Annotated in this window: 22 protein-coding genes and 1 riboswitch; of the genes, 12 read left to right on the plus strand and 10 right to left on the minus strand. The window is 70.1% G+C overall.

Annotated features, from left to right (window positions below):
* Positions 1–67 precede the first annotated feature (67 nt).
* Both ACFQ4H_RS03775 and ACFQ4H_RS03780 read left to right on the plus strand, forming a co-directional pair.
* Positions 68–457, plus strand: coding sequence for an ArsR/SmtB family transcription factor (locus ACFQ4H_RS03775; protein ID WP_377566951.1), 390 nt, complete (start codon positions 68–70; stop codon positions 455–457).
* Positions 454–915, plus strand: coding sequence for an SRPBCC family protein (locus ACFQ4H_RS03780; protein WP_377566953.1), 462 nt, complete (start codon positions 454–456; stop codon positions 913–915). Before ACFQ4H_RS03775 ends, ACFQ4H_RS03780 begins: the two co-directional genes overlap by 4 nt.
* A gap of 79 nt (positions 916–994) precedes the next feature.
* On the opposite strand, the gene ACFQ4H_RS03785 is transcribed toward ACFQ4H_RS03780, so the two are convergent.
* On the minus strand, positions 995–2230 hold the full coding sequence (locus ACFQ4H_RS03785; protein ID WP_377566955.1) for a S8 family peptidase: 1236 nt from the start codon (positions 2228–2230) through the stop codon (positions 995–997).
* 163 nt (positions 2231–2393) lie between these two features.
* Here ACFQ4H_RS03785 and ACFQ4H_RS03790 point away from each other — a divergent pair, with 163 nt between their 5' ends.
* Positions 2394–2582: a hypothetical protein gene (locus tag ACFQ4H_RS03790; RefSeq protein ID WP_377566957.1), complete on the plus strand. Its 189-nt coding sequence runs from the start codon at positions 2394–2396 to the stop codon at positions 2580–2582.
* Positions 2583–2591: 9 nt separating this feature from the next.
* Here the strand turns inward: ACFQ4H_RS03790 and ACFQ4H_RS03795 are convergent, their stop codons facing one another.
* The 5 genes from ACFQ4H_RS03795 to ACFQ4H_RS03815 all read right to left on the minus strand — a co-directional run bounded on the left by ACFQ4H_RS03795 (position 2592) and on the right by ACFQ4H_RS03815 (position 9824).
* Positions 2592–3689 carry a coiled-coil domain-containing protein gene (locus ACFQ4H_RS03795; protein WP_377566959.1) on the minus strand — a complete coding sequence of 366 codons (1098 nt, stop codon included), beginning with the start codon at positions 3687–3689 and terminating at the stop codon, positions 2592–2594.
* A 4-nt stretch (positions 3690–3693) separates the two neighbouring features.
* A riboswitch (cyclic di-AMP (ydaO/yuaA leader) is annotated at positions 3694–3821 on the minus strand.
* A 108-nt stretch (positions 3822–3929) separates the two neighbouring features.
* Positions 3930–4844: a cation diffusion facilitator family transporter gene (locus ACFQ4H_RS03800; protein ID WP_377566961.1), complete on the minus strand. Its 915-nt coding sequence runs from the start codon at positions 4842–4844 to the stop codon at positions 3930–3932.
* A gap of 143 nt (positions 4845–4987) precedes the next feature.
* Positions 4988–7105, minus strand: coding sequence for a HelD family protein (locus tag ACFQ4H_RS03805; protein WP_377566962.1), 2118 nt, complete (start codon positions 7103–7105; stop codon positions 4988–4990).
* A 156-nt stretch (positions 7106–7261) separates the two neighbouring features.
* Entirely contained in the window at positions 7262–9277 is a 2016-nt protein-coding gene (locus ACFQ4H_RS03810) for a right-handed parallel beta-helix repeat-containing protein (RefSeq protein WP_377566964.1), read from the minus strand.
* 217 nt (positions 9278–9494) lie between these two features.
* Positions 9495–9824 (minus strand): hypothetical protein, encoded by a 330-nt coding sequence (locus ACFQ4H_RS03815; RefSeq protein ID WP_377566966.1) that lies wholly within the window; start codon positions 9822–9824, stop codon positions 9495–9497.
* A gap of 337 nt (positions 9825–10161) precedes the next feature.
* On the opposite strand from ACFQ4H_RS03815, the gene ACFQ4H_RS03820 reads away from it, so the two are divergent.
* The 7 genes from ACFQ4H_RS03820 (at position 10162) to ACFQ4H_RS03850 (ending at position 18281) form a co-directional block, all read left to right on the plus strand.
* A complete protein-coding gene (locus ACFQ4H_RS03820) occupies positions 10162–10653 on the plus strand; it encodes a DUF3145 domain-containing protein (RefSeq protein WP_377566968.1) in 492 nt (163 codons plus the stop codon).
* A 183-nt stretch (positions 10654–10836) separates the two neighbouring features.
* Positions 10837–12549, plus strand: coding sequence for a glycoside hydrolase family 3 protein (locus ACFQ4H_RS03825; RefSeq protein ID WP_377566970.1), 1713 nt, complete (start codon positions 10837–10839; stop codon positions 12547–12549).
* Positions 12550–12673: 124 nt separating this feature from the next.
* Entirely contained in the window at positions 12674–13816 is a 1143-nt protein-coding gene (locus ACFQ4H_RS03830; protein ID WP_377566972.1) for a glycosyltransferase family 2 protein, read from the plus strand.
* A complete protein-coding gene (locus tag ACFQ4H_RS03835; protein ID WP_377566974.1) occupies positions 13813–16098 on the plus strand; it encodes a hypothetical protein in 2286 nt (761 codons plus the stop codon). Before ACFQ4H_RS03830 ends, ACFQ4H_RS03835 begins: the two co-directional genes overlap by 4 nt.
* Positions 16099–16145: 47 nt before the next feature.
* A complete protein-coding gene (locus tag ACFQ4H_RS03840; RefSeq protein WP_377566976.1) occupies positions 16146–16637 on the plus strand; it encodes a GNAT family N-acetyltransferase in 492 nt (163 codons plus the stop codon).
* A complete protein-coding gene (locus tag ACFQ4H_RS03845; protein WP_377566978.1) occupies positions 16634–17503 on the plus strand; it encodes an aminoglycoside phosphotransferase family protein in 870 nt (289 codons plus the stop codon). The genes ACFQ4H_RS03840 and ACFQ4H_RS03845 overlap by 4 nt, the downstream gene beginning before the upstream one ends.
* A gap of 43 nt (positions 17504–17546) precedes the next feature.
* On the plus strand, positions 17547–18281 hold the full coding sequence (locus ACFQ4H_RS03850) for a YqjF family protein (RefSeq protein WP_377566981.1): 735 nt from the start codon (positions 17547–17549) through the stop codon (positions 18279–18281).
* Here ACFQ4H_RS03850 and ACFQ4H_RS03855 read toward each other — a convergent pair.
* Positions 18278–18937: a class I SAM-dependent methyltransferase gene (locus ACFQ4H_RS03855; protein WP_377566983.1), complete on the minus strand. Its 660-nt coding sequence runs from the start codon at positions 18935–18937 to the stop codon at positions 18278–18280. The two genes, ACFQ4H_RS03850 and ACFQ4H_RS03855, sit on opposite strands and share 4 nt — an antisense overlap.
* A gap of 89 nt (positions 18938–19026) precedes the next feature.
* Positions 19027–19764: a class I SAM-dependent methyltransferase gene (locus tag ACFQ4H_RS03860; RefSeq protein ID WP_377566985.1), complete on the minus strand. Its 738-nt coding sequence runs from the start codon at positions 19762–19764 to the stop codon at positions 19027–19029.
* 104 nt (positions 19765–19868) lie between these two features.
* On the opposite strand from ACFQ4H_RS03860, the gene ACFQ4H_RS03865 reads away from it, so the two are divergent.
* Positions 19869–20090 (plus strand): hypothetical protein, encoded by a 222-nt coding sequence (locus ACFQ4H_RS03865; protein ID WP_377566987.1) that lies wholly within the window; start codon positions 19869–19871, stop codon positions 20088–20090.
* Between the two features lie 307 nt (positions 20091–20397).
* Positions 20398–20640 carry a hypothetical protein gene (locus ACFQ4H_RS03870; RefSeq protein WP_377566989.1) on the plus strand — a complete coding sequence of 81 codons (243 nt, stop codon included), beginning with the start codon at positions 20398–20400 and terminating at the stop codon, positions 20638–20640.
* 155 nt (positions 20641–20795) lie between these two features.
* Here ACFQ4H_RS03870 and ACFQ4H_RS03875 read toward each other — a convergent pair whose 3' ends face one another.
* Together ACFQ4H_RS03875 and ACFQ4H_RS03880 are read right to left on the minus strand one after the other, a co-directional pair.
* A complete protein-coding gene (locus ACFQ4H_RS03875) occupies positions 20796–22106 on the minus strand; it encodes an MFS transporter (RefSeq protein WP_377566991.1) in 1311 nt (436 codons plus the stop codon).
* Between the two features lie 383 nt (positions 22107–22489).
* Positions 22490–25192 carry a sugar-binding protein gene (locus ACFQ4H_RS03880; RefSeq protein ID WP_377566993.1) on the minus strand — a complete coding sequence of 901 codons (2703 nt, stop codon included), beginning with the start codon at positions 25190–25192 and terminating at the stop codon, positions 22490–22492.
* Positions 25193–25346 lie beyond the last annotated feature (154 nt).

Consider the following 25346-nt stretch of genomic DNA (forward strand, 5'->3'; position numbering starts at 1 on the left):
GCTTGACGGAGTGCCGGGTCTCCTCTATGTTTAACACATCGGTTAATTAACAAGGAGGCTAAATGCGGTGACAGCCGACCGCCTCAGCGTCATCTTCGCGGCGTTGGCGGATCCGACCCGCCGGGCGATCCTGGCCCGGTTGGCCGAAGGGGATGCGACCGTCTCGGAACTGGCCGAGCCGTTCTCGATCAGCCTTCCGGCGATATCGCGGCACCTGAAGGTGCTCGAACAGGCGGGTCTCATCTCGCGAAGCCGTACGGCGCAGTGGCGCTCCAGCAGCCTCAACGCCGAGCCGCTGCGGGAGGCGACCGCGTGGATGGAGCGTTACCGGCAGTTCTGGGACGCCAACTTCGAACGGCTCGACGCGCACCTGCGGCGGGTCATGCAGGAACAGAACCAGCAGGCAAGTGACCAAGCGAAACAGGCAAGCGACCAAGCTGAAAGGACACAGCAATGACCGAGGCGGCAGCCACCCAGGAACTCGTCATCACCCGGATCTTCGACGCGCCGCGTGAGCTGGTCTTCCGGGCCTTCACCGACCCTGACCAGCTGGCCCAGTGGTTCGGTCCGGTTGGCTTCTCGGTGCCCCGGGAGACCGTCGACATCGACGCGCGTACGGGTGGCCACCAGCGGTTCGTGATGGTCAGCGAGCAGGACCCGAACATGAAGGCACCGGTCGCGGCCAGGTTCACCGAGGTCGTCGAGAACGAACTCATCGTGGGCGTCGAGGACTGGGAGAACGTTCCCGGGCAGACGGAGAGCAGCGGGATGTCCCTGCGCGTCGAGTTCCACGACGAGGGGGGCAAGACCCGCCTCGTGCTGCGTCAGGGCCCCTACGTCGACGAGATGGTCGGCATGGCCCGGGCCGGTTGGGAAAGCTCGTTCACCAAGCTCGACACGCTGCTGACGGCCTGACGGACTCCCTCGCCGATCCAGGGCATGTCGTGGGACATGTGTCCCTCAGTCGACAGTCCCTGGATCGGCGAGGGGTGACTCAGGTCGTGGGGGACAGGTACAACAGGCGGTTGGGTGAGCCGACACCCGGGTTGGTCACCACGCCGATGGTGGCGGTGCTGGTCAGATAGCTCGCTACCTGGGCCGGGGTCCAGGTCGGGTTGTTGCTGAGTACGCGGGCGGCGGCGCCGGCCAGGTGGGGTGCGGCCTGCGACGTTCCGCTCAGCGTGGCGGTGGCGCTGTTGCTCGTGTGCCAGGCCGAGATGACACCTGAGCCCGGAGCGAAGATGTCCAGACAGGTGCCGTAGTTGGAGTAGCTGGCCCGAGCGTCGTTGCTGGTCGTCGCGCCGACGGTGATCGCATTCGGGACCGAGGCGGGTGAGTGGTTGCAGGCGTTGCCGTTGGAGTTGCCCGCAGCCACCGTGTACGTCACGCCGTCGGCGATGCTGTTCGTCACCGCGGCGTTGAGTGCGGCGCTGTAGCCGGTCTGGACCCCCAGGTTCGCCACGGCCGGCTGGCCGGAAAGGTGGTCGGCGGTGACCCAGTTGATGCCGTCGAGGATCATGGCGAGATTGCCGGGAACGAGGCAGTCGTACACCTTGACGGCAACCAGTACGACATTCTTGGCCACGCCGTACAGCGATCCGCCGGTGACCCCGGCGGCGTGCGTACCGTGGCCGTTGCAGTCGTTGGCCGGTGGCAGGCCGTCGACCGCATCGTAACCGTAGATGGCCTGGCCACCGAAGTCCTGGTGGCCGATCTGCACCCCGCTGTCGATGATGTACGCCTTGACCCCGGTGCCCTGGCTCGTGTAGTCGTAGGTCGTGGTCAGCGGAGGGCTGGCCTGGTCGATGCGGTCCAGGTTCCACGGTGCGTTGAACTGGGTGGTGGTCAGCTGCACGGTGTGGTCCTGTTCGACATAGGCCACCGCCGGGTCTGCGGCCAGGCGTCGGGCGGCCGGCTCCGCCAGGTGGGCCTGGAAGCCGTTGAGGGCGTCGCCGTACACGCGGTCCAGGGTGGCGCCGTAGCGCTCGGCCAGACGGCTTGCCAGGGTGGACACGGTCGCGTGTCGGGTGCCGGCCCGGCCGCCGACGGCGCTGTCCTTGAGTACCACGATGTAGCTGTCCGGAATCGCGGTGGCGCTTCCGGCATGCCGGATCTCGTGGCTGCCGACAGCCGAGGTCGCCGGAGCGGCGATCATGGTGGCAGCCGCAGCGGTGACCGTGGCGACCAGGAAGCCGCCCAGTCGGCGTCGATGTGCGTGGGGGAGTGTCATGTCAAAGCCCTCCCTTGTCGGTCCATCCGTCGGCTGGCGGACCCCAGCGGCTTCCGGCCCGTGCCAGCCGGTGGCGTCCGTGCACCTGGGAATGGGTCGATCGGTTGGGCAAATCCTATAGTTATATTTATGAAGCACGATGCCTTTGGGTTGAATGCGACAAGTGTCAGAACGGGCTCCGTGGTGCGTGGACCGGTCCGGTACGCCGGGTGCCGGCCGACCGGCTGCCGGTGGGGCCGACTGCCTGGACACGATGATGCGGCACCGGGTCGCGTTCCCCGAACGGGAGCACGACCCGGTGCCGGACATCCGACCGGTGCCGGCGACCTTCGTCGTCGACCCGGCCCGGTAGCCGGTCGGTCTAGTAGACCGACAGGTGCACGTGGTTGGTGTGGTCGCTCGACGGGTCCCCGTTACCGCCGTTGTACGCCTTCCAGCCACTGCTCGGCAGCCAGATCTGTTTGAACCAGATCACGTACAGCACGCCGAGCCGGCTGGCGTTCTTCACGTAGTACGCCGCCAGGTTGTTGCCGTACGTCCGGTCGCCACCGGTCGCCACGCCACCGAAGCCGCCCTTCTGCGCGGCGAAGTCGCAGGCCCGCCCCTTCGGGTGCTCGCCGGAACCGCCGCTGCGGTAGCAGGAGACGTACCGGGTGTAGCCGGCAGCCTTGGCCTGGTTCAACGCGTGCAGCGTACGGGGAGTGATGCAACCCGAGGTCGTGGGATCGTTCACGCTGCACGACTCCCGGGGCCAGGAACCGTCGGAGTTGCGTGGCGCGGGCTTCGCGGTGCCGGTGTTGGTGCCGCGTACGCCACTGCTGGTGCCTCCGCTGCCGACCGCGGCCAACGCCCGTTCGGCCTGCTGTTTGCGGCTGGCCATGACCGCGACCTGCTTACGCTGCTCGCGGATCTCGTTGTCGAGCGCTGTCTTCGCCCGGGTCTCCTCCTCGCGTGTCTCGATCAGCTTCCGGACCTGCCGTTCCTCGCTGCTGGCCACCACGCCGAGGGTGGTGGCGCGGTCGAAGAAACCGTCCGGGGAGTTGCTGTTGAGCAGGGCCGCCACCGGCCCGAGCCGACCGGTTCGGTAGGCCGCTCCGGCCAACTCGCCGACCGAGCCGGAGCGGACGCCCAGCTCGGCTTCGATGGCGGCCAGGTGGGCGGTGAGTTCCTTCTGCCGCTTGATGGAGTTGTCGAGTGCGGCCTGGGCGTCGAGGTAGCCCTTGGACGCCGCCTCGAGCTGTTTGCGGAGGCTGGGGCTGACCCCTTCGTCGTCGTTGCCGTCAGGTGCGGCAGCGAGCATTCCGGGGCCGGCGGCGAGGGCCCCGTTGACAGTCGTCGTTGCCGCGCCGACCGGACCGGTGGCCGGGCTGAGCGCGACGGTCATGAAGACCGTGAGTACGGCCGCCACCAGCGTGGTCAGGCGGGCGGCCGTCCGTCGTACGGGTGCCGTGAATGGCATGTAGTTGTCCTTCCGTCAGCCGCCGGCCGGGTTAGCTGACGGGTTCGGGACGGAAGATCCCTACCGCTGACGCGGATGCACCCCACGAGGTGGTTCCCCGGCTCGCACATGGCGATTAGGCGACAGTCGCCACAAGCGCCGGAGGGCGCCGCCCAATGACGACCGGAGCCGAGCCTACCGGTGCCGGTGAACGGAGCCCGGGAACCGGGTGCAAATTTAAGGTGTCGCTAATCCAGTTCGTCACCACTCGGTCGGGCCGCACGCGCCCGTTTCGGCGGCCGGCTCGACCTGTAGCGTCGCGTGCTCGATGTGGAAGTCGTCGTGCAGCGCCACCCGGGCGGCGGCCAGCACCTTGGCCGGCTCCGTGCCCGGTTCGATGGTGAGGTGCGCCGAGGCGACCTCCATTCCGGAGGTGAGTGTCCAAACGTGCAGGTCGTGGACGTCGGTGACCCCGGGTACGGCGGACAGTCGGGCCTGCACCTGGGGGACCTGGAGGTGTTCCGGGGCTGCCTGCACCAGGATGCGTACGGCGGCCCGGCCCAACCGCCAGGTGCGGGGCAGGATGAACAGGCCGATCCCGACGGCGACCAGCGGGTCGACCCACCACCAGCCGGTCAGCGCGATGACGACGGCGGCGATGATGACCCCCACCGAGCCGAGCAGGTCCCCGAGTACCTCCAGATACGCGCCGCGCATGTTGATGCTCTCCTTCGCACCCGAACGCAGCAGTGCGAAGGCGGCGATGTTGGCCAGCAGGCCGAGTACCGCCACGGCCAGCATCGGCCCGGTGAGCACGTGCGGCGGTTCGCCGAACCGGCGTACCGCCTCGATCAGCACGTAGATCGCGACGCCGAAGAGCAGCACCGCGTTGGCCAACGCGGCCAGTACCTCCAGGCGGTAGTGCCCGAAGGTCCGCTGCGGGTTACGGGAAGCCCGCCGGGCCGCCGTGATCGCGGCCAGGGCCATGCCGATGCCGAGTACGTCGGTGAACATGTGCCCGGCGTCGGAGAGCAGGGCCAGTGAACCGGTGGCCAGCGCGGCGACCGCCTCCACGATCATGAAGACGGTCAGCAGGGCGAATGCGGCCCAGAGCCGTCCCCGGTGCCGTTCTGCGGCGCGTAGCACCTGCCCGCCGTGATCGTGTCCTGCGCCCATCAGTACAACCCTCCGTCGCCCCTTCGCGTCCGGCCCAACCTATGCTCACATTGCTATGTATGCAAGCAAAATGTTGGCAGCGATCCGGTGATCAGGGACTCGTCGCGGCGACACGCCGACGACACGCGGGAGTTACTCCCGGATCACGCAGCAGTGATCTCGATGGTGGTGAGGCGCTGGGTGGCCCGGGACAGGGCGACGTACAGCGTCCGTACGCCCGACTCGGAGTCGGCCCGGATCTCGGCACCGGCCACCAGGACGACTCCGTCGTACTCCATGCCCTTGGCCTGGAGGCTGGTCACCACCTGTAGGCGCGGTCCGGCCAGGCCAGCCAGCCAGCCGGCGACCTCGTCCCGGCGGGGGACCGGGGTGATCACACCGACGGTGCCCTCGACCTCGGCCAGCAGCCGGGCGGTGGCCTCCCGGGTGGCGTCCGCCAGTCGTGCGGCGGGGACATGCAGGGAGAGCGGTTCGACGCCGGTCGAGCGTACGGCGGTGGGCAGCGGCAGATCGGGGTGGACCTCGCGGATCACCTGCGCGGCCACCGCGAAGATCTCCGCCGGGTTGCGGTAGTTGGTGGAGAGCGTGTACTCGTGCCGGGGCCGACGACCCAGCGCCTTGTCCCGGGCCTGGGCCAGCTCCCGGGGGTCGCCCGTCCACGCCGTCTGTGCCGGATCACCCACCACGGTCCAGGAGGCCAGCCGACCCCGCCGACCGATCATCCGCCACTGCATCGGCGACACGTCCTGGGACTCGTCCACCACCACGTGGGCGTACTCGCGGTAGTCCTCCGAGCGTTGCCGTTGCGCCCGGTCGGCCCGCTGCCGGTCGGCGTACGTGGTCAGTTCGCGGATCCCGCCCGCGACGTGGAACGGGTCACGTTTGCGCTTGACCGGCTTCATCGGCCGACCGAGCAACTCGTCCAACTCGTCGAGCAGGGCCACGTCGGCGATCGTCGGCCCGTCCGCCTCCAGGTTGCGGTACGACTCGGCCAGCAGCCGGGTCTCGGCCCGGGACAGGATTCCCGCCGAGTACGCCCGCAGCCGCTCGGGCCGGGCCAGCCAGCCGAGTACGTGCCACGGGTGCAGCCGGGGCCACCACGCCTTCAGGAAGTCGCGGAACTCCTCCCGCTCGGACAGGTCGTCCTCGAACTCCCGCTGGCCGGGCAGCCGGCCGACAGGCAACCGTCGGACCTGTGCCCACAGCGCGTTGAAGATCCCGTCGAAGCCGGCGCGGCGTACCTCGTTGCGCCGACCGCCCCCGGACAGCGCCCGGGTCCGGATCGTGTCCAGTTCGGCCGTGGTCAACCGGAGCAGCTCACCCCGATAGAGGAGCCGGAGTTCGCCCGGACCGTCCGGTACCGCGTCCCGTACCGCCCGGCGCAGCACCTGACGCATCCGCAGGGAACCCTTGACCGCAGCCGTCGCGGCGGGGTCGGTCCGGACCGCCACCACGCCCGGAAAGAGCGAGCCCAGCGAGTGCAGGGTGGCGGTCTCCTCGCCGAGCGAGGGCAGCACCGAGGCGATGTACTCGACGAAGACCCCGGACGGGCCGACCACCAGGACGCCGCCACCGGCGAACCGGTTGCGGTCGGAGTAGAGCAGGTACGCCGCCCGGTGCAGGGCGACCGCGGTCTTGCCGGTGCCCGGCCCACCGGACACGATCGTCACCCCGGAGCCGGGGGAGCGGATCGCCTGGTCCTGTTCCCGCTGGATGGTGGCGATGATGTCCCGCATGCCCCGACCGGTGGCCCGGGACAGGGTGGCCAGCAGCGCGCCGTCACCGACCACCCGCATCCCGGCCGGTGCGGCGGCCGGGTCGAGCAGGTCGTCCTCGATCCGGGTCACCCGCTCACCGGTCGACTGGATCATCCGACGCCGGATCACGCCGAGCGGCTCGGCGGCGGTGGCCTGGTAGAAGGCGGCGGCAGCCGGGGCCCGCCAGTCGATCACGAGTGGTTCGGAGTTCTCCCCCCGTACCCCGAGGCGTCCGACGTGCATCACCGAACCGTCGCGCAGGTCCAGCCGGCCGAAGACCAGCCCCTCGTGTTCCGCGTCCAGCGCGTGTCGGCGGCGGGCGGCGTGGAAGACCATGGCGTCGCGTTCCACCAGCGCACCGAAGTTGCCCACCCGGGCCAGCCGGTAGCCCTCCTGCTCCGCCAGGGCGGCCGACTGGCGCAGCCGCGCCAGCCGGGCGTAGACCCGGTCGAGATGGCGCTGCTCGGCGGCGATCTCCTGCTCGAGGACGGTACGGTCGGTCAACGCGCTGGCTCCCGGACGGTTCGGCGGTGGCTCACCGCCACGTCCGGCGGCCAGGTCAGTGGGCGTCGGTCCGTATCGGTGACCAGAGCGAGGGTACGGGTAGTAGCGGCGGTCCGCCCCAGCGATCAAGGTATGTCGGGCGGTATTTGATCTCCGTCACGTTTGATGGCGTACTGCCAGCGTGCGGCGGCGCAGTGCCAGCAGTGCCCAGGGCACCCAGACCAGCTCCAGCAGCAGGCGCGGCCACACCGGCCCGACCGGGGTGAACGGGAGCATGACCAGGCCCCGGTCGACCGCGCCGAGCAGCGCGAGGACACCGAGCGTCACGGTGAGCCAGCCGAGGCCGACCCGTCCGGCGGCACGCAGCGACCAGCCGGTGCCCAACCAGCCGAACCCGAGCAGCGCCAGCCCGGCCGGGGTCCACCAGGTCGCCTCCGCCGCCGTGCCGTACACACCGGCGGTCAGGCCGCCGACCAGCAGCGCCAGGGCGCCTGCGGACAGCGCCGTACGCCGGGTCGCGCGTACCCACAGCGCCAGGGCGACCAGGCCGAGCAGCAGCGCCTCCCCGAGCGCCCACTGCACCTCGATCCGGGCCAGTCCACGTGCGCCGTACCAGTCGCAGTTGCCCGGCATCCGGCGCTCGCCGAGGGAGTAGTCGGAGCAGGCGTAGAGCTTGACGAGCTTGCCCGGCTCGGCGACCGCCCGGTTGACCCCGAGTCCGGCGGGCAGGTCGTCGGCCCCGCAGGCGGGCAGCGCCAGCGGCTCGGAACCGGCCCCGGAGGGCCGCTGCCAGCACGACCCGCGCCCCTGACCGTCCCACCAGAAGTCCATCCGGTTGGGCGAGGTCGTGCCGTCCTGGCGGACGCCCAGTTCGTTGCCGAGGTACCGGTTGTGGTGCGAGGTGTCGAACTGGGCGTCGAACGACGAGTCGCCACGTACCTGGCCGGGCACCCAGGAGGTGACAAAGCCGGCATATTTGTGCCCGTAGACCCAGTTGTCCCGCCAGATGTTGTAGTTGCCGCCCGGGTTGATCACTCCGGTCCCCACCGGCAACCCCACCGCCGGGCAGACCACGCCCTGCTCGTAGCCCCGCTCGGCGTACGGACGGGCGCAGGTGCCGTCCCGTACGTACCGGTAGTAGTCCTCGTTGTTGTCGCCGATCACGTTCCGCTCGAACCTGGCGTGGTTCTGCGGCATGCCCGGATGGTTGGGAAAGGCCGAGTCGGTGCCCACCCCGGCCGCGTTGCCGGTGAAGACGTTGTCGTGCGCCCAGACCGAGTCCCCGGCCGTGCCGGAGTAGCCGAGCAGGTTGTGGTGGGAGTAGCAGCCCCGGATCTCGATGGCGTAGCGGTCGACCCGGTGACCCCGGTCGGCGTTGATGTTGGAGGCGGCCCCCGGATAGACGCCGGAGTCGCCGTTGCCGTACGCCTCGCAGTCGGTGTAGAGGCCGTGGTCGTCGGCGAAGGTGAGGAACCCGTACTCGTCGTTCCAGCGGCCGGTGACCCGGTCGATGACGAAGCCGTCGGTCTCCAGGATGTAGACGGCGTTGAAGGTGGTCCGCTGGGCGGTCAGGTTACGCAGGTAGAAGCCGTTGGCCCGGTCGGCGCGGATGGCGTTGAGCTTCTGGTAGCCGGCGTCAACGATCACGTCCAGCGGGCCCGCGCCGGTGCCCTCGATCTGTAGGTCCGGCTTGCCGATCACGGCGACGAGGTTCTGTACGTGCGGGCAGTTCCGCTGCTGCTCGAAGGAGAGCACCTGGTAGAGCTGGTTGCCCGCCATCGGTGCGTCGAGCGAGGCGCAGGCCGCCGTCTGCGGAGCGAGGCTCGGCTCCTCGCGGTAGGTGCCGGGCAGCACCAGGATCCGGGTGCCGGGCAGTCGTACGGCGTTCACCGCAGTCTGGATGTGCCGGTAACCGGAGCGTCGGCACTCGGCGAACAGCTCCTGGTTGCGGGTCCTGACCTCGGTCGGGAAGCCGGCGATCCGGGTGGCGAAGTCGGCCGGATCGTCCTTGCAGACCAGGAGCCGGGGACCGTCCGTACGGTAGGTCGGCACGCTGCCGGTGCCGTCCGGATAGACCGGATCACGCTCGGCGTGGGCGGATGCCGGGGCCGAGGGGGCGAGGACGAGCAGCAGGAGCACGGCCGTGCCGATGATGCGCGTCGATGTCGCCATTCGCGCAGATTAGAGGAACACTCGCGTTTGGGCTAGGGGCTGCCCGGTCGCTGGAGGCTGCCCGGCCACGCTGTGCCCGTTCGTTCGGTCAGGGTGTGCCCGTCCGGCCAGGCTGTGCCCGTCCGACCGCTCCCGGTCCTGTTACCTGACATGACGCCACCGGCCCGGTACGGATCGATCGATCCGTACCGGGCCGGGTGGGTGACTACGGGGTGACTCAGGCCTCGAAGACGCCGGCCTCGACCAGGCGCTTCTCGGTGGTGTCCCAGCCGTGGGTCGGGAAGGCAGCGGCCAGGCCGTTGATCTCAGCCCGGATCTTGGCCGCGTGACCGGCACCGGCCAGCACCCGGATCTCCTCGATGAAGGCCTCGGAGTCGGTGCGCAGGTGGTTGGTCTTGCCGTTGGTCAGGTTCCGCACGTAGGCGTGCTTGCCGCCGTTGAGCGGGATGAGGTACTTGAACTCGCCGAGAACGCTCAGGGCGCCACCCTGACCGGCCTGGCCGGCGCGGACTGACGCGCGCGCGGTCTTAGAGGTGTTGCTCGCCACGGAGGTACTCCTTGCAAGACGTGCGTACGGGAGGACGGATGTCCGGGGGCCCGACGGTGGACCGCCGGAGGGGGTTCTGGTGGCCCAGTGAGCCGCCGGATATGGAAACGCTATTGGCGGCAGAAGCCGCCGAGTGAACTTTACATGACCGTGAAGGCTGGTTGGCCAGCGCGGCCGTCACAGGGAGACAACCATGGCCACCGGTACGGCTATTCCGTACCGTCGAATTTCCGATTTCCTGGCACACCATCCGTAACGTCAGTCATCATATGTTCCAGCCGACTGGGAGATCGAGGTCGTAGGGGAAGACGCACCTCGCTCCCCGGGAGGTCACAACGTGCCAACGCGTGGCGTCGTATACGTCCACTCGACCCCGCTCGCCGTGTGCCCACACGTCGAATGGGCGATCGCGCGCGTCCTTACGACGCCGGTCAATTTGCACTGGACTGCCCAACCGGTCGATCCATCCGCCCGGCGGGCCGAGTGCGGATGGTCCGGTCGACCAGGGACCGGCGCGGAACTGGCTGCTGCCCTCCGGCAGTGGCCCATGATCCGTTTCGAGATCACCGAGGAGCCGAGCCCGGGAGTCGACGGTGAGCGGTTCATGTACGTCCCCGGTCGGGGGCTGTTCCGGGCCGCCGCCGGAGCCGCCGGTGACATCCAGCTCGGCGAGGACCGGCTCCGCGCGATCATGGCGTCCGCCCGGGCGCCGGAGGCGCTGGCGCATGCCCTCGACAAGGCACTCGGAACCGCCTGGGACGCGGAACTGGAGCCGTACCGGCACGCCGGGGACGGCGCACCCGTGACCGTTCTCACCCAGGTCGGTTGAGCGACGTCCACCGGCGGGTCCGAGCCCGGGTGGGAACCGGCCGTCCTCCCCCAGACCGGGGGAGAGTGGCCGTTCCCTCCCCGGTCCCCGGGCCAATCGACCGACCGGTCGGTCGGCTCGGAGGGTCGGCCACACCCCGGGCGGGTGACCCCGAGTTGCCCCGATTAGGGGTGCCCTGGTGGGATGGCTGGCGTGCCGTTCACCCCTCGGCGGACTCCCGTCGCGCTCGTCGTACTGGCCGCGCTGATCCTGACCGGCTGTGGCACCGACCCGGCCGCCGCACCACCCGCGAGCCCAGCGCCACCCAGCCTCCCCACCGGCGGAGATCTCGCCGACCGGGCAGCCCGACTCGCCGGCAGCCTCGCCGACGAGGACCTGGTCGGCCAGGTGCTGATGCCCTTCGCCTACGGCGACTCGGCCAGCAAGGTCTCCGCCGGGTCGGCGGCCGGCAACCAGAAACTCGCCGGGGTGGACACCCCCGCCCAGATGATCGAGAAGTACCGGCTCGGTGGCGTGATCCTGGTCGGCTTCTCCGCCGACGACCCCACCGGCAGCAACCAGGTCACCACCAACGTCGACACCCCGGAGCAGGTGCACGGCCTGACCACCGGGCTGCGGGCCGCCGCCGCGAAACTACCGGCCGGTGCCGCGCCGCTGCTGGTCGGCATCGACCAGGAATTCGGTGTGGTCACCCGGATCAGGGACGGGGTCACCAACCTGCCCAGCGCACTGGCCGCCGGGGCCGCCGGTGACCCGGCACTGACCGAGGGTGCCTGGCGGGTGGCCGGCACCGAACTCGCCGCCATGGGCATCAACGTCGACTTCGCGCCGGTCGCCGACGTACTGGCCACCAACAGCACGGTGATCGGTTCCCGGTCGTACGGTGCCGACCCGAGGGCCGTCGGGGAGCAGGTCAGCGGAGCGGTACGCGGACTCCAGGGCACGGGCGTCGCGGCGACCGTGAAGCACTTCCCCGGTCACGGCCACACCGCCGCCGACTCGCACGACGACCTGCCGACGCTCACCCAGGACCGCAAGGTGCTCGACGCCGGGGCGTTGCCGCCGTTCAAGGCCGGCATCGCCGCCGACGCCTGGCTGGTGATGTCCGCCCACCTCGACGTACGCGCCATCGACCCGGGGGTCCCGGCGACCTTCTCCCGCAAGCTGCTGACCGACGTGCTACGTGGCCAGCTCGGCTTCAAGGGAGTGCTGGTCACCGACGGGATGAACATGGGTGCCGTCCAGCGCTGGCCGGCCGGTGAGGCGGCGGTCAAGGCGATCAACGCCGGCAACGACCTGCTGCTGATGCCGCCGAACGTCACCCAGGCGTACGACGGGCTGCTGGCCGCCCTGCGGGACGGCTCGCTGCCCCGGACCCGCCTGGTGGAGGCGGTGACCCGGGTGCTGACCCTGAAGCTCCGGCTGGCCGAACACCAGACGCCGGCCATGTCCACGCTGAACAGCCCGGCCCACCGGGAGGCGGTCGGCAAACTTGCCGCAGCGGCGGTGACCCAACTGCGCGGGTCGTGCCCCAGCGCGAAGGTGACCGGTCCGGTCACCATCAGTTCCTCGGGCGGCCGGGACCGTACCCGCCAGCTGCTGTCCGACGCACTGCGGGCGGCCGGGGTCGAGGTGGTCGACCGGGGCGGGACTGTGGTGCACCTGGTCGGCTACGGCGATAAGGCCGCCGACCTGCGGGACGACGCGACGGTGACCGTGGGCATGGACACGCCGTACCTGCTGGGCAAGGCGAAGTCCAAGGTGCTGCTGGCGACGTACTCCTCCAGCCCGGCGTCGATGACCGCGCTGGCCGGGGTACTGGCCGGTCAGGCCAAGCCAGTCGGTCGATCGCCGGTACCGGTGCCCGGGCTGCCGGTCAGCTCCTGCGCCGGCTGACGAGGGCACCGACCCGTCACCGACCTGGCGACGGGAGATGTCGCTCCTGTCGTGACGTCCGTCACGAAGGGTGCTGGTAGCGTTCGGCTGTCCGTTTCTCGATCGATCGGAGAGGGGCGCCGCCGTGACCCAGCCGGAGCCGACGCTCTCCGTCGTCGTGCCGATGTTCAACGAGGAGAGCGTCCTACCGCTGCTGGCACCCCGGCTACGGGCCGCGCTCGACGAACTGGGCGAAGCGTACGAGGTGGTCGCCGTCGACGACGGCAGCACCGACGCCACCCCGGCGGTCCTCGCCGGTCTGCGGCGTGGCTGGCCGCAGCTCCGGGTGATCCGGCTACGGCGCAACAGCGGCCACCAGGCGGCCCTGACCGCCGGCCTGTTCCGGGCCCGGGGCGACTACGTCGCCAGCATCGACGCCGACCTACAGGACCCGCCGGAGGCCATCGGCGAGATGCTGCGGCTGGCCCGGTCGCGCGGGCTCGACATCGTGTACGGCGTACGTCACGACCGGTCCACCGACTCGCCGTTCAAACGGTGGACGGCGGGGCTCTACTACCGACTGGTGCGTCGCCTGGTCGGCAACAGCATTCCGGACCAGGCTGGCGACTTCCGGCTGCTCAGCCGGGCGACCGTGGCAGCCCTGCGGGAGTTGCCCGAGCAGCGTCCGGTGCTCCGGCTCGTGGTGCCCTGGCTCGGTTTCCCCAGTGGCGAGGTCAGCTACGTCCGGGAGGAACGGGCCGCCGGCCGGACGAAGTACACGCTGTCCCGGATGTTCCGGCTGGCCACCGACAGCATCACCAGCTTCTCGGCGGCCCCGCTGCGGATGGCCACCTGGCTCGGTGCCGGCGGGGTGGTGCTCTGCGCCGTGCTGCTGGTCGTCGTGTTCGTCGCCTACCTGCTCGACTACACGGTCGCCGGCTGGCCCTCGCTCTACGTCGCGATTCTCTTCCTCGGGGCGGTGCAGTTGCTCTGCCTGGGACTGCTCGGCGAGTACGTCGCCCGCATCTACGTCGCGGTGCAGGGACGCCCCAGCTACTTCATCGGCTCCGACACGTTGGAGAGTGACCGCACGGTGAACGCTGATCACACGGCCGACGCCGAGGTCGCCCCGGTGGCCGGCACCGCCCCGGGAGCGGCCGGGGAACCGGTGGCGACTGCGGAATCGGGGGAGACTGCGGAATCGGGGGAGACCGGGGAACCGGCCGGGGTGCGGGTGGCCGGTGACGGCCTGACCGCAGCGGCTGCGGGGCCGAGGGCGTCCGGATGACCTCGACGGCGCGTCCGGAAACCGAGCCGTCGACCGCTGCGTCGCGTCCCGCGCCGTCCGCCCTGCGTCGCTGGCTACCGCTGGCGGTGGGGGTCGGGTACGTCGCCGTCGTGCTGATGGCGGCCGGCACGTCCCCGCTGGACCTCGTCCGGTACGCCGGCTACGTCTGCCTGGCCGTGCTCCTGCCGGGCACCCTGGTCTACCGGGCGCTGCGCCGTCGGCCGCACACCCTGGTCGAGGACGTGGCGATGGGAGCCGCCGTCGGACTGGTCCTGGAACTGCCGGCCTGGGCGCTGTTCGCCGTGCTGGACATCGGCGGCTGGCTGTGGTCGTGGCCACTGGCGGTGGTGGCGGTCTTCGCCGCCGTACCCGGGCTGCGCCGGCACTGGCTGGTCCGGGACTACCCCGCCCACGCCCCGGTGGGCTGGTCGTGGACGTTGGCCGGGGCGGTGGCCTTCTTCACCACCTACCTGTCCTCGGTCTTCCTGCAACGCAACCCGATCCTGCCCACCGACGAGGGCACCCGGCAGTACGTCGACCTCGCCTACCAACTGTCGCTGGCCGGGGAGGCGAAGCACCAGTTCCCGCTGCACGTGCCGCAGGTCGCGGCGGAACGGCTCGACTACCACTGGTTCGGGTACGCCCACATGGCCGCGACCAGCCTGATCGGCCGGATCGACCTGCCGGTGGTGGCGTTGCGGCTGGCCGTACCGGCGCTGTGCGCGGCGGCGATCGTGCTCACCGCCGTACTGGGCTGGCGGGCCAGTGGCCGGCCGTACGTCGGGGCCGGGGCGGCGATCCTGTTCTTCGTCATCGGCGAGACCAACTTCACCGACCCGGTGACCATGCCGTTCGGCACCCAGGCGACCTTCGTCATCTGGCACGGCATGTCGATGATCTACAGCTGGGTGCTGCTGATCGCGTTGATCGCGGTCCTGGTCGACGTCGTCGACCGGCGTACGGATCGACCGGTGGCACCGATCGGGCCCGGCGCCTTCGTGCTGGTCGGGCTGTTGATGTTCGCCTCCAGCGGGGCCAAGGCCAGTTCGGTGCCGGTCGTCGCGCTGGCCCTGGCGATCACCGCGCTCGTCCTGCTGATCTCCCGTCGACGTGTCCCGTGGGCGGTGGTCGTGGCCGGGGTCCTGGCCGGTGCCGCGCAACTCTTCGCCACGGCGGTGCTCTACCGTTTCCAGGCGTACGGCGTACAGATCGGTCCGCTGTGGAGCCTCGAGGGCTTCTGGGCCCGGCCGCCCGACCGTCCGTTCTGGATGCAGGCACTGGTGGTGCTTGCCGTACTGGCGATGTTCCTGGTGAACATGCAACTGCGGGCCGCCGGGATCGTGCCGCTGCTGCGGACGCGGGGGCCCCGACTCGACCCGACGCAGTGGCTGCTGCTGGCCGGAACCGTTGCCGGCCTCGCCTTCTATCTGGTGGTGGAACAGTCCGGTGGCGGCAACCAGTACTTCCTGCGGGCCGGCTTCACCTTCGCGGTGGTGCTCTCCGCCTGGGGCTACGCGAAGGTTCTCGACCGGGCCCGGCTGACCGACCGGGAGAAGCAGCTGCTGGCCGGGTTTGCCGTCGGGCTCGTGTTGCTGCTGGTGGCGATCCAGCTCGGTTACGCCGGACAAGCCACCGGGGGCACCCCGTTCGATCCGATCCGTCCGATGCTCCAGTGGTCGCTGGCCCTGGCCACGGTCGGCCTGGTCGTCTTCGCGCTGTGGGGACCGATCAGCCAGCGACAACCGGCGCTGCGTGGTCGCGGTGGGCTCGTGGCGTTGACAGCCATCCTGGTGATCGGTGCCCCGGGCCTGATCATGGACATGCACAAGTCCGAGCGGGCCCCCAACGGCGGGGCCTACGTCAACGTCCCGTTGCCCAGGTCACGGGTCGAGGCGGCGCGCTGGACCCGGGACCACAGCTCGCCGGACGACGTGGTCGCCACCAACGTGCACTGTGTGGTCAAGGGCAACGGCTGGTGCGACGCCCGGGGTTTCTGGTTGAGCGCCTACAGCGAACGCCGGGTACTGGTGGAGGGGTGGGCGTTCGCGCCCCGGGTGGCTGCCCTGGGGGCGTACACCCCGTTCTGGGACCAGGACCTGCTGCGCCGCAACGACGAGGCGTTCTCCGCCCCCACCGCCGACGCGCTGCGCGAGTTGCGGGAGCGGCACGGCGTACGGTGGTTGGTGGTCGACCGGTCGGTGGGCTACGAGGCCTCCGACCTGCGGGAGTTGGCCCGGCTCCGGTTCGACAACGGCCGGCTGGCGGTCTACGAGCTGGGGTGACCGGAAATCGCTGGTCACCGTCCTGCCGGATTGGCGAGGATGGCCCGATGACCGCTGTCTCCATGCCCCTGTCGATCACGATCGTCTCCCCGGACGACGAGCAGTCCCGCGCGGTGCTGCGGGCGTACTACCACGACATCGTGGGCCGTTACCACGGCCGGCCGGTGACCGAGGCCGAGATCGACGCCGTGCTGGTGGAGGAGCCCAGCGACGATCTTCAGCTGCCGGACGGCCTGTTCTGGGTGGCCGGCGAGGGGACGACCGTGGTCGGCTGTGCCGGGCTACGCCTCCTGCCCGATGGGGTCGGTGAGGTGAAGAGGGTCTTCGTCACGCACCAGGCCCGGGGCCGGGGGATCGCGTCGCGGCTGCTGGCCGAGGTCGAGCGGGTGGCCCGGGCGCGTGGCCTGTCCCGGCTGCGGCTCGACACCCGCGACGACCTGGTCGAGGCACGACGGCTGTACGCCAAGCACGGTTACCGGCCGATTCCGGCCTTCAACGACGACCCGTACGCCGCCCACTGGCTCGGCAAGGACCTGTGAACGTCGTCGAGACCCACCGGGCGGTGCTCGGCAGGCTGCTGCCAGCGGACGATCTGCCGGATCTTGTCGTGCGTCGGGGGCAGTTCCACGATGTGGTGATCGGCGCGGAGCAGGTCGTGTGCTTCGCCCGCACCAGGGCGGCCGGTGAACGGATGCCCCGGCGAGCTGCCGTGCTTCGTGTGCTCTCCGGACTGGGCCTCGGCTTCCGTACCCCACAGCCCCTGGCCGAGGGGACCACGGCCGGCGGCGAACCGTCGTACCTGGTGCTGAGCCGGGTTCCGGGGGCACCACTGGCAACTTCGGAACTCCTGCGTCCCGGCATATCGGACACCGTCGCCGCCCAGTATGCCGCCCTGTTCAGGACGCTCAGCGAGGCAGGTGCGACGGAGGCGGCCCGTGAGGCCCTACCGCACCAGCGCGCTGATCGGTGGCCGGACTTTGCCGAGGGCGTACGCCGGGAGTTGTGGCCGCTGATGTCTGTGGCCGGACGGGACCGGGCCGAGTGGGAACTCGCCGCCCTGGATGGTCTTCCACAGGTCACCTCCGCTGTCGTACACGGTGACCTCGGTGGCGAGAACGTCCTGTGGGAGTGGACGGACGGGGTGCCCCGGCTGAGCGGTGTGGTCGACTGGGACGGCGTCCTCCTGGGGGACCAGGCCGAGGACCTCGCCGCCGTCGCGGCCAGCTACGGCGACACGCTGCTGGCCGCTGTCCTGGTACGTCTTCGCCCCTGGGGCCTGGCCCCGGCCGACGTGTCCGCGCGGATCTCGGCGATTCGCGGCACCTTCGCGCTTCAGCAGGCCCTTCAGGCATTGCGCGACGAGGACCAGTCGGAACTGGACGACGGATTGATCGGTTACCGCTGAGCCTGTTTCGACGGTTCGGGGCGTACCGGCATGATGTGTGGGCATGAGTGCCGAGCCGGTGACCGTGTCGGCCCCCCGACCGATTCCACACCCCTCGCTGGTGCAACGTTGGCACGACCTCGCCTTCCTGCACTGGCCGGCGGCGCCGGAGACGATCCGGCCCTTCCTGCCGGCGGGAACACGTCCGGACGCGTACGACGGCGTCACGTACGTCGGCCTGATCGGGTTCCGGATGGTCGGGCTGGGCCTGCTGTCCGGCCCCGGCCTGCCCTACCTCGGCACCTTCTGCGAGACCAACGTCCGGCTGTACTCCGTCGACGACGAGGGCCGGCGGGGCGTGGTGTTCCTGTCCCTGGACGCGGCGCGGCTGCTGCCCGTACTCGTCGCACAGGCGAGCCTGCGGCTGCCGTACAAATGGTCGGCGATGCGGTTGGACCGCGACGGCGACCGGTACAGCTACCGGTGCCGACGTCGATGGCCCGGCAGGTCGGGTGTCACCGGCCGGATGGTGGTCCGGGCCGGTGAGCCGATCATCGTGCCCACCGAACTGGAGCACTTCCTGACCGCCCGGTGGGGGCTGCACGTACGGGCCTACGGCCGGACGCTGTACCTGCCGAACGAACATCCGCCGTGGCCACTGCACCGGGCCGAGCTGCTGGAGTTGGACGACCGGTTGGTGTCGGCGGCCGGCCTGCCAGCACCGGTGGGGCCGCCGGTCAGTGTGCTGCACTCACCCGGGGTCCCGGTACGGTTCGGCCGGCCGGTGCCGCTGCGCTAGGCGCTGTCGCGGCCGGTCAGCAGTGGTTTACGCATCCGCATCAGCCAGAAGCTGGACGGGAGCCGGGTCGCGTCGTCGACGACCTCGCCGTCGACGTCGTCGAAGAACTCCCGGGCCAGTGCGACGAAGCCGGCCGGCTTGCGGACGTACTCGCCCCGGTCGTTGTCGGACATCCAACGCGAGATGCGGCCCTGGCGGGGTTCGTAGCAGGTGTCGACGGCGATCACCCGCCCGCCGGGGGCGAGGGCCCGGGCCGCCACCCGCAGCAGGTTCCGGGAGTCGGCATCGGACAGGTGGTGCAGCAGCCCCAGCAGCAGCACCGCGTTGGCGGGTGGGATCCGGGCCAGGTGCTCCTCCCCGAAGACGGCACAGTGGAACTCGGCCCGGTCACTGCCCCACCGCTGCCGGGCGTACTCGATGTACCGTGGCGCCGTGTCGAAGCCGTGGTAGCGGACCCTGGGCAGCCGTCCGAAGTAGTACGCGGGACCGCAGCCGACGTCGATCACCGTGTCCCCGTCGGCGAGGCTCAACTCGTCGAGACAGCGGTAGCACAGCCGGTCAGCGCCGAGACCACGCTGTAGGGCGACGTAGAGCGAAACATGGCCGAGCAGGCCCTTGGCGGCTGCCAACATCCGGAACTTCTTTCGCCTGGACACGTCGAAGATCAGCGGCGAACGCCGCCGTGTCGGCGGAACCTACCACCATCCGGATGGGGTGATCTAGTTGGCAGAACCTGATAATCCACTCAGTCCGTGAGCGGTCGGTGCGCGCGTAACATAAGGGACACACCAGGTAGTGACTTCACCGGTAGGTAGCGTTCGGCGGTGATGATCGTCCGGAGGCCGAGGTTGACCACACCAGGCAGATCGTCCAGGTCACTGCCGGTGGACTTGCGACGTCGCCAGGCTGCCACCGGGCGGAGTAAAACGTTCCAGCTCCACAACTCGTCGATCACCAGCCCGGCCTTCTCGACGACGGCGGTGAGCGAGTCGCGGTCGTAGCGCCGGACGTGCCCGACCGCCACGTCGTGCGCCGACCACAACCGCATGTCACACGGTACGGCGATCAGCGCGGTGCCGCCCGGGCGCAGCGTACGCCGGATCTCGGCGGCGGCCAGATGGTCCTCCTCGATGTGTTCGAGGATGTCGAAGGCGACCACCAGACCCAGGCTGGCCGAGGGCACCGGCAGATAGCGGGCGTCGGCCCGGATCACGTCGAGTCCCCGCTCGGCGGCCACCTGTGCGCCTTCGGCGCTGTACTCGAGGGCCAACGGCTGCCAGCCGTGGGCGCGTAGGACCCGGGTGTTGCCTCCGCCGGCCGCCCCGATGTCCAGGGCCCGCTCCGGGGTGCTGCTGCTGGCCCCGGGGCGTTGCCCGTTGGCGGCCAACCGGCGCAGCGCCCGGGCCAGCAGGGCCCGTCGCTCGCGGTACCACCAGTGGGTGTCCTCCAGCGCGGCGAGCTTACGGATCTCGGTGGCTTCCAACGCGTACTCCTCGGCGGGTCGGGCGGTCCTACCCTAACGGGCACAGCGTCGTACGGCGTAAACCCGGCTGCGGTCCGACACTCTGCCTGGCAGACTCCGCCGGCATGGGAGAAGCGAGTGGATTCGACTATCTGGAACGGCCCGACGGGTCCGTGGTGATCACACATCGGGGGCGGGTCGCGACGACGTTGCGCGGCGGTCGGGCCGACGAGTTCCTCGCCGAGGTCGACGACGATCCGCAGCAGGTGATGGCCCGCTGGACCGGCAACTACCGGCGGGGCAACGAGCGCACCGCCAAGCAACACCCGCGTAACCGCCTGCGCTGAGGTGCTGGGAAGGCCCCTTCCTAACGAGAGGGCGCGGTGAGAATGCCGAGAATGGCGAGGAACCGGGTCGACATCGCCGCACTCCGCCAGCGCTGTCCGGAGCTGCTGACCTTCGAGACGTGGCTGCGTACGAACCGGTAGCCGCGGGGCCCGATCAGCTGTGCGGACACGTCCTTGTATGGGGTTCATTGTCATCGATAAGGTTTGAGCCTCGACGAAATCATCCGTGCGTCGATACGGCGACCCTGCGTCGCCGAGGTCGCTGGACGGGGCCATCGGGTGCGCCCATCAACCGACGGGAGAAACCATGATTCCCAAGAGGGCCGCCGTGGTCGCGGCCATCGTCGCCACGAGTGTCGGTCTGCTCGCCACCCCGGCGCAGGCTGCGGCCACGCCGATCAGCACCTTCGCACCCAGCGAGGCCGGCGGGCTCTTCTGTAGTGCTGTCGAACAGGTCTTCGAGGACAGACGAGCCCAGACGGAAGGGCACCCCGGCGACTGGTACTACTGCGAGCGGACGCCGGACATGTGGGCCCTGTACGAACGCTGAGCCGCTGATTCGTCGTCCACCCACGGGTCGGATCTCGACTGGGATCCGGCCCGTGGGATGGACGAGGTACCCCGGCCAGCGCCCCCGCACCCCGTCGGTGGGACTTCGCCGATCGCGGGTGCTGCGTCCCCGCCACTTGACGCGCGGGACGGAACCTAGTGGGCCTGGGCGGCCACCGGCTCCTCGGGTGCCGGGCCTTCGGCTGCCGGCGAGGTGGCTCGGGCGGCGGCGATAGCGGCCTGGCCGGACGGCACCATGATCGCCACGATCGTCACGCCGATGGTGATCAGACCGGCCACGATCAGCAGGGTCTGGACGCTGATCACGTCAGCCAGCGGACCGAACACCACCATGCCGATCGGGGTGGCCAGGGCCATCACGATGCCGACGTAACTGAACACCCGGCCCTGCATCTCCGGCTCCACCGTCTCCTGGATCAAGGTCGTGACCGGGGTGGAGAACAGCGGAACCGCGAGCCCGAACAGGAACATGAAGCCGTAGAAGACCCACAGGTTGGTACTGAAGCCCAGTGCCACGGTGCAGACCGCGAAGCTGAAGGTCGAGATCAGGATCAGTCCGATCCGGCTGCGCTTGGCCAGCAAGGTGGCGATCAACGCGCCGCCGAGCATCATCCCGACGCTGAACGCGATCTCCAGCACGGCCAGCATCCACTTTTCCGTACCGAAGGTGCGGGCCACCATCAGCGGCGTGACGAACGACGGCGCGACGGTGAGCAGAAAGATGATCGCGAACACCAGCAACAGCCAGCGGACGATCCGGTGGGTCCAGATGTAACGCATGCCCTCGACCAGGTCCTGCCGGTAGGTGGTCGCCGTCTCGGTCACCCGCTCCAGGGTGGGCACCGAGACCAGGGCCAGCAGCCCGATGCCGATCACTGCGGTGATCACGTCCAGGAAGAAGATCGGCACCACTCCGAAGCCGGCGTAGATGGCGGCAGCCGCCGCCGGTGCCAGCAGCGCCATCGCGGAGCTGATGGTCTGGAACATGCCGTTGATCCGCATCAACTGATCGGCCGGCACGATCTGCGGGATCATCGCCTGCACCGTCGGCGTCTGCACCCCGGCCCCGAACGAGCGGACCGAGACTGCCAGCAGAATCACCCATAGGTCCGTGACGCCGTTCAACATCAACAGAGCCAGGACCAGGGTCGCCGCCGCGATGCCGGCATCGGCGATGATCGTCAGCGTCTTGCGGTTCATCCGGTCGGCCAGTACGCCGCCGAAGATCGACACGATGCCCTGGGGAGCGAACGCGCAGATGGCGTAGAGCGCGACCGCCAGGCCGGACTTCGTCTCCAGCGTGACGTACCACATCACCACGTACTGGACGACCATCGAGCCGAACAGCGACACGGTCTGGCCGGACAGGAAGAGCGCGACGTTGCGTTTCCAGTGAGCCGGTGCGGGCACCGGACCGGTCTCAGGGGCAAGGCTTGTCTCGGGCACGGTCTCCTCGATCAGGGCAGTCGGTCAGCGGCGGCAAAGATAACCGCAGGGTGTGACACCGCCGGGACACCGGGCGAACGGCTCAGCTTGGTGAAGGCCGGTTCGCTGGCATGTCGGTGAGCACTCGCCCGATCAACCCACCCCGGCATGCTTCCCGGCCGAGGTCGGGGTCACGCCTGGTACGGCGGCTGATCTCCGGCAGCATCCAGGCTCCCGTGGCGTTCCCAAGACCATACCGGGGCAAGGGGGGTGGTGGCTCGTGATTTAACCGCAGCGGCTCGGGCGCCGGCGACCACCTCGGCGGAGCCATGCTGGATTCGTGACGTGACACGAAGGGTCCCTTCCTGTGCAAGAAGCAGTAGGAAGGGACCCTTCCCTCGGAATCAGCGGTGGACCGAGACCTGGTGGCTCACCGCAGCACCGTCGGCGGACGCCTCGAAGGCGGCCAGCACCGAACTGGCCTGGCCGCCCGTGACCGGTACGAGGACCTGCCTGCTCTTGCCGGCGCGCAGCTCGACCGTCTGGTCGCCCAGCGCGACGTCACCGTTCCACGTGTAGAGGTACGCGGTGCCGGTGCGGTTGGCCCTGACGGTGACCAGCACGCCGCCGGTCACCCGCTGCGCCTTGCTGATGGTGAAGGCGTTGCCGGGCAGCCGGGGTACGGCGGCCGGGGCCACCCCGTCGACCGCCGACTGGGCGATCGTCTGCGGGCTGTGCACACTGCGGGCGGCGGTGTCCGGGAAGACCGGGGTGCTCGCCTCACGCTGGGCCGGGGTGTAGCCGGGCAGCGTGGCCAGGCCGTACCGGTACGGGTCGGCCCGTACGCCCTGGAAGGTCGACCAGCCCAGCCGGGACTGCGAGCTGAGGTCCTGGGTGTCCGAGTCGTAGATGAGGATGTTCAGCCCCATCCGGGCCGGGTCCACCGCGTCGGGCAGCACCGCGAACGGGATGCTCGTCTCGATGGTGTAGCCGGTGTACGGCTCGCTGACCTTGCTGACCACGGTCATCCCGGGAGCGGTCTCGGCCCCCGGTCCCTGCCGGTTGTCGGCGTCCCGCTGGAAGCACGGCGGGTTGCCGTTGGCCGGGTCGTCGGTGATCGGGAAGATACCCGCCTTGAAGACCGTCGAGGTGTTCGCCGAGTCGCCCTTCGGGTCGACGATGATCTCGACGCTGTCCGTACGACGCTGCCGCTTGCAGTCCTGCGGCACCACCTTGCGGCCGAGTACGTCGTCGGTGACGTGCACGATCACCTTGAGCGCGTCGTCGGTGAACGCGATCTTTCCGGTGGCCGAGGCGTCCTGCGGGGTGGTCGCCGTACCCTCCCAGATCCGGGAGAGGTTCAGCTCGGGACCGGAGTACTCGCCCTCGCCCGCGACCCCGTCGACGTGGTGTCCGTCGCCGGCCCGGGGCACCACCGTGGTCGGCACGATCTGCAACGCCCCGGTCTCGATGGTGCTGCCGGCCGCACTGGTGGTGGTGATGGTGACCGGGTAGTTGCCGCCCTCGTTGGCGGTGGGCAGGGCGGCGTCGGTGTTGGTGACCCGGAAGGTCACCGCACCGGTCGCCCCGGCGGCGAGGTCGGCGTACGACCTGGTCTTCTCCTCGACGGCGAAGCCCGCCGGTACGTCGAGGGTCACCGTGCCCTGCTGCGCGGTGGTGCTGAAGTTGCGCAGGTCGATGCGGACGTCCCGGCTCTGGCCGGAGCCGATGGTGAGGACCGGGGCGATGAGCGTGTCGAGCTGCGGGTAGCCGGACTGGCTGACCCAGTCCCGGAAGACGCCCACCTCGGGCAGTGCCTCCAGGGTGCCGCGCACGTCGGCGACCACCCGGACCGGCTCGTCGGTGGTGCCCCGGCCCTGTCCCCTGGTGGTCAGCGTCGCGCTGAGCAGCTGCTGGGCGTTGGTGGCCGCGTCCTTCGGAACGGTCACGGTGAACGTGGTCCGCTGTTCCCTGTCGCGGACCGAGTTGCCGAGCGAGCCGTTGCCCTCGACCTGCCAACCGGCCGGTACGCGCAGCGCGACCTTCGGGTTGGTCAGGCGCTTGCCGGCGGCGGCGCGGACGTGCGCGGTGACCTGGAAGGAGGTTCCGGGCGACACGTCGAAGCGGTCGGTGGTCAGGAACAGTTCGGTGCCCTGGGGCAGCGCGCCGGAGACGGTCGGCAGGACCGAGCCACGCAGGATCGACTCGGGGCTGGCGTCCGCCGGGTCGTACGGCACCCGGCTGTCGATCAGCGTGTAGAAGTCGCAGCGCATCTTGGCTGGGTCGGTCGGCGCGGCTGCGGTGTTGGCCCAGCCCTGGGTCACGTACTCCCGCCGGGCGTCGACCTCGATCTCCGCCCAGGTCCTGCCGGAGCTGCTGGACGTACCCTCCCAGACGCCGAAGACCTGGTCGGTGGGGATGGTCGGGGTGAACGAGGTCGCACACGCCGGGCCGGTCGCCGAGGTGCCGGTGCCGCCGCTACGCAGGAACTTCGCTGCCCGGAACGGTTGGAGCTTCTCCTTGCGGATCTGCTCCGGGAAGGCGTTCGGGTCGGCCGCGGCGTAGAACGCCTCGGCGGCGAACCGGGCCGCCTGCTGGTGGTTGCCGTGGTTGCCCTCGGTCGGTGAGGGGTTCATCGTCATGATGATCTCGGGCCGGGTCTGCCGGATCACCCGGACGATCTGGGCCAGGGTTCCGTCGTGCTCCCAGATCTGCGCGCTGAGCGGCGCGGACGCGGTGTACCAGAAGTCGACCCGGTCCAGGTTGTAGAGGTGTTCCACCCCCGCCTTGCCGATGGCGGTGCGTTCCTCCCGTTCCCGGATGATGCCCAGCGGCGGGCCCTCCTCCAGACCGACGGCGTTGCCGCCGCCCTCACCCCGGGTGATCGTGATGACGCCGGCCTTGGCGCCGAAGTCTTCCTTCCACTGGCCGAGCGTGGCGAGGCTGCCGGCCTCGTCGTCGGGGTGCGCGCTGACGAAGAGCACGTCGAGGTCGACCGCGCCCGGTGACCCGCCGGACTGCGGGCCGGGGGCGGCGCTGGCGGCCGTCGCGGGGGTGATGAGCGCCAGGGCGGTGATGGTGGGTAGCAGGAGTCTTCGTGCAAGCATGTGGATCCCTTCGGACCATGCGAGACGGATGTGTACCAGGCGGGGAGGGGGAAACTGCGCGACCCGGGTCGGGCCGGGCCGGGCACCGGTTGGCCGGCGTGCAGCAGCGGCCGATCGGTGCCCGTCGGCAGGGCGGCGGGTCACAGGGGATGTG

The sequence above is a fragment of the Micromonospora sonneratiae genome (assembly GCF_042679305.1).
GTDB lineage: Bacteria > Actinomycetota > Actinomycetes > Mycobacteriales > Micromonosporaceae > Micromonospora_H > Micromonospora_H sonneratiae.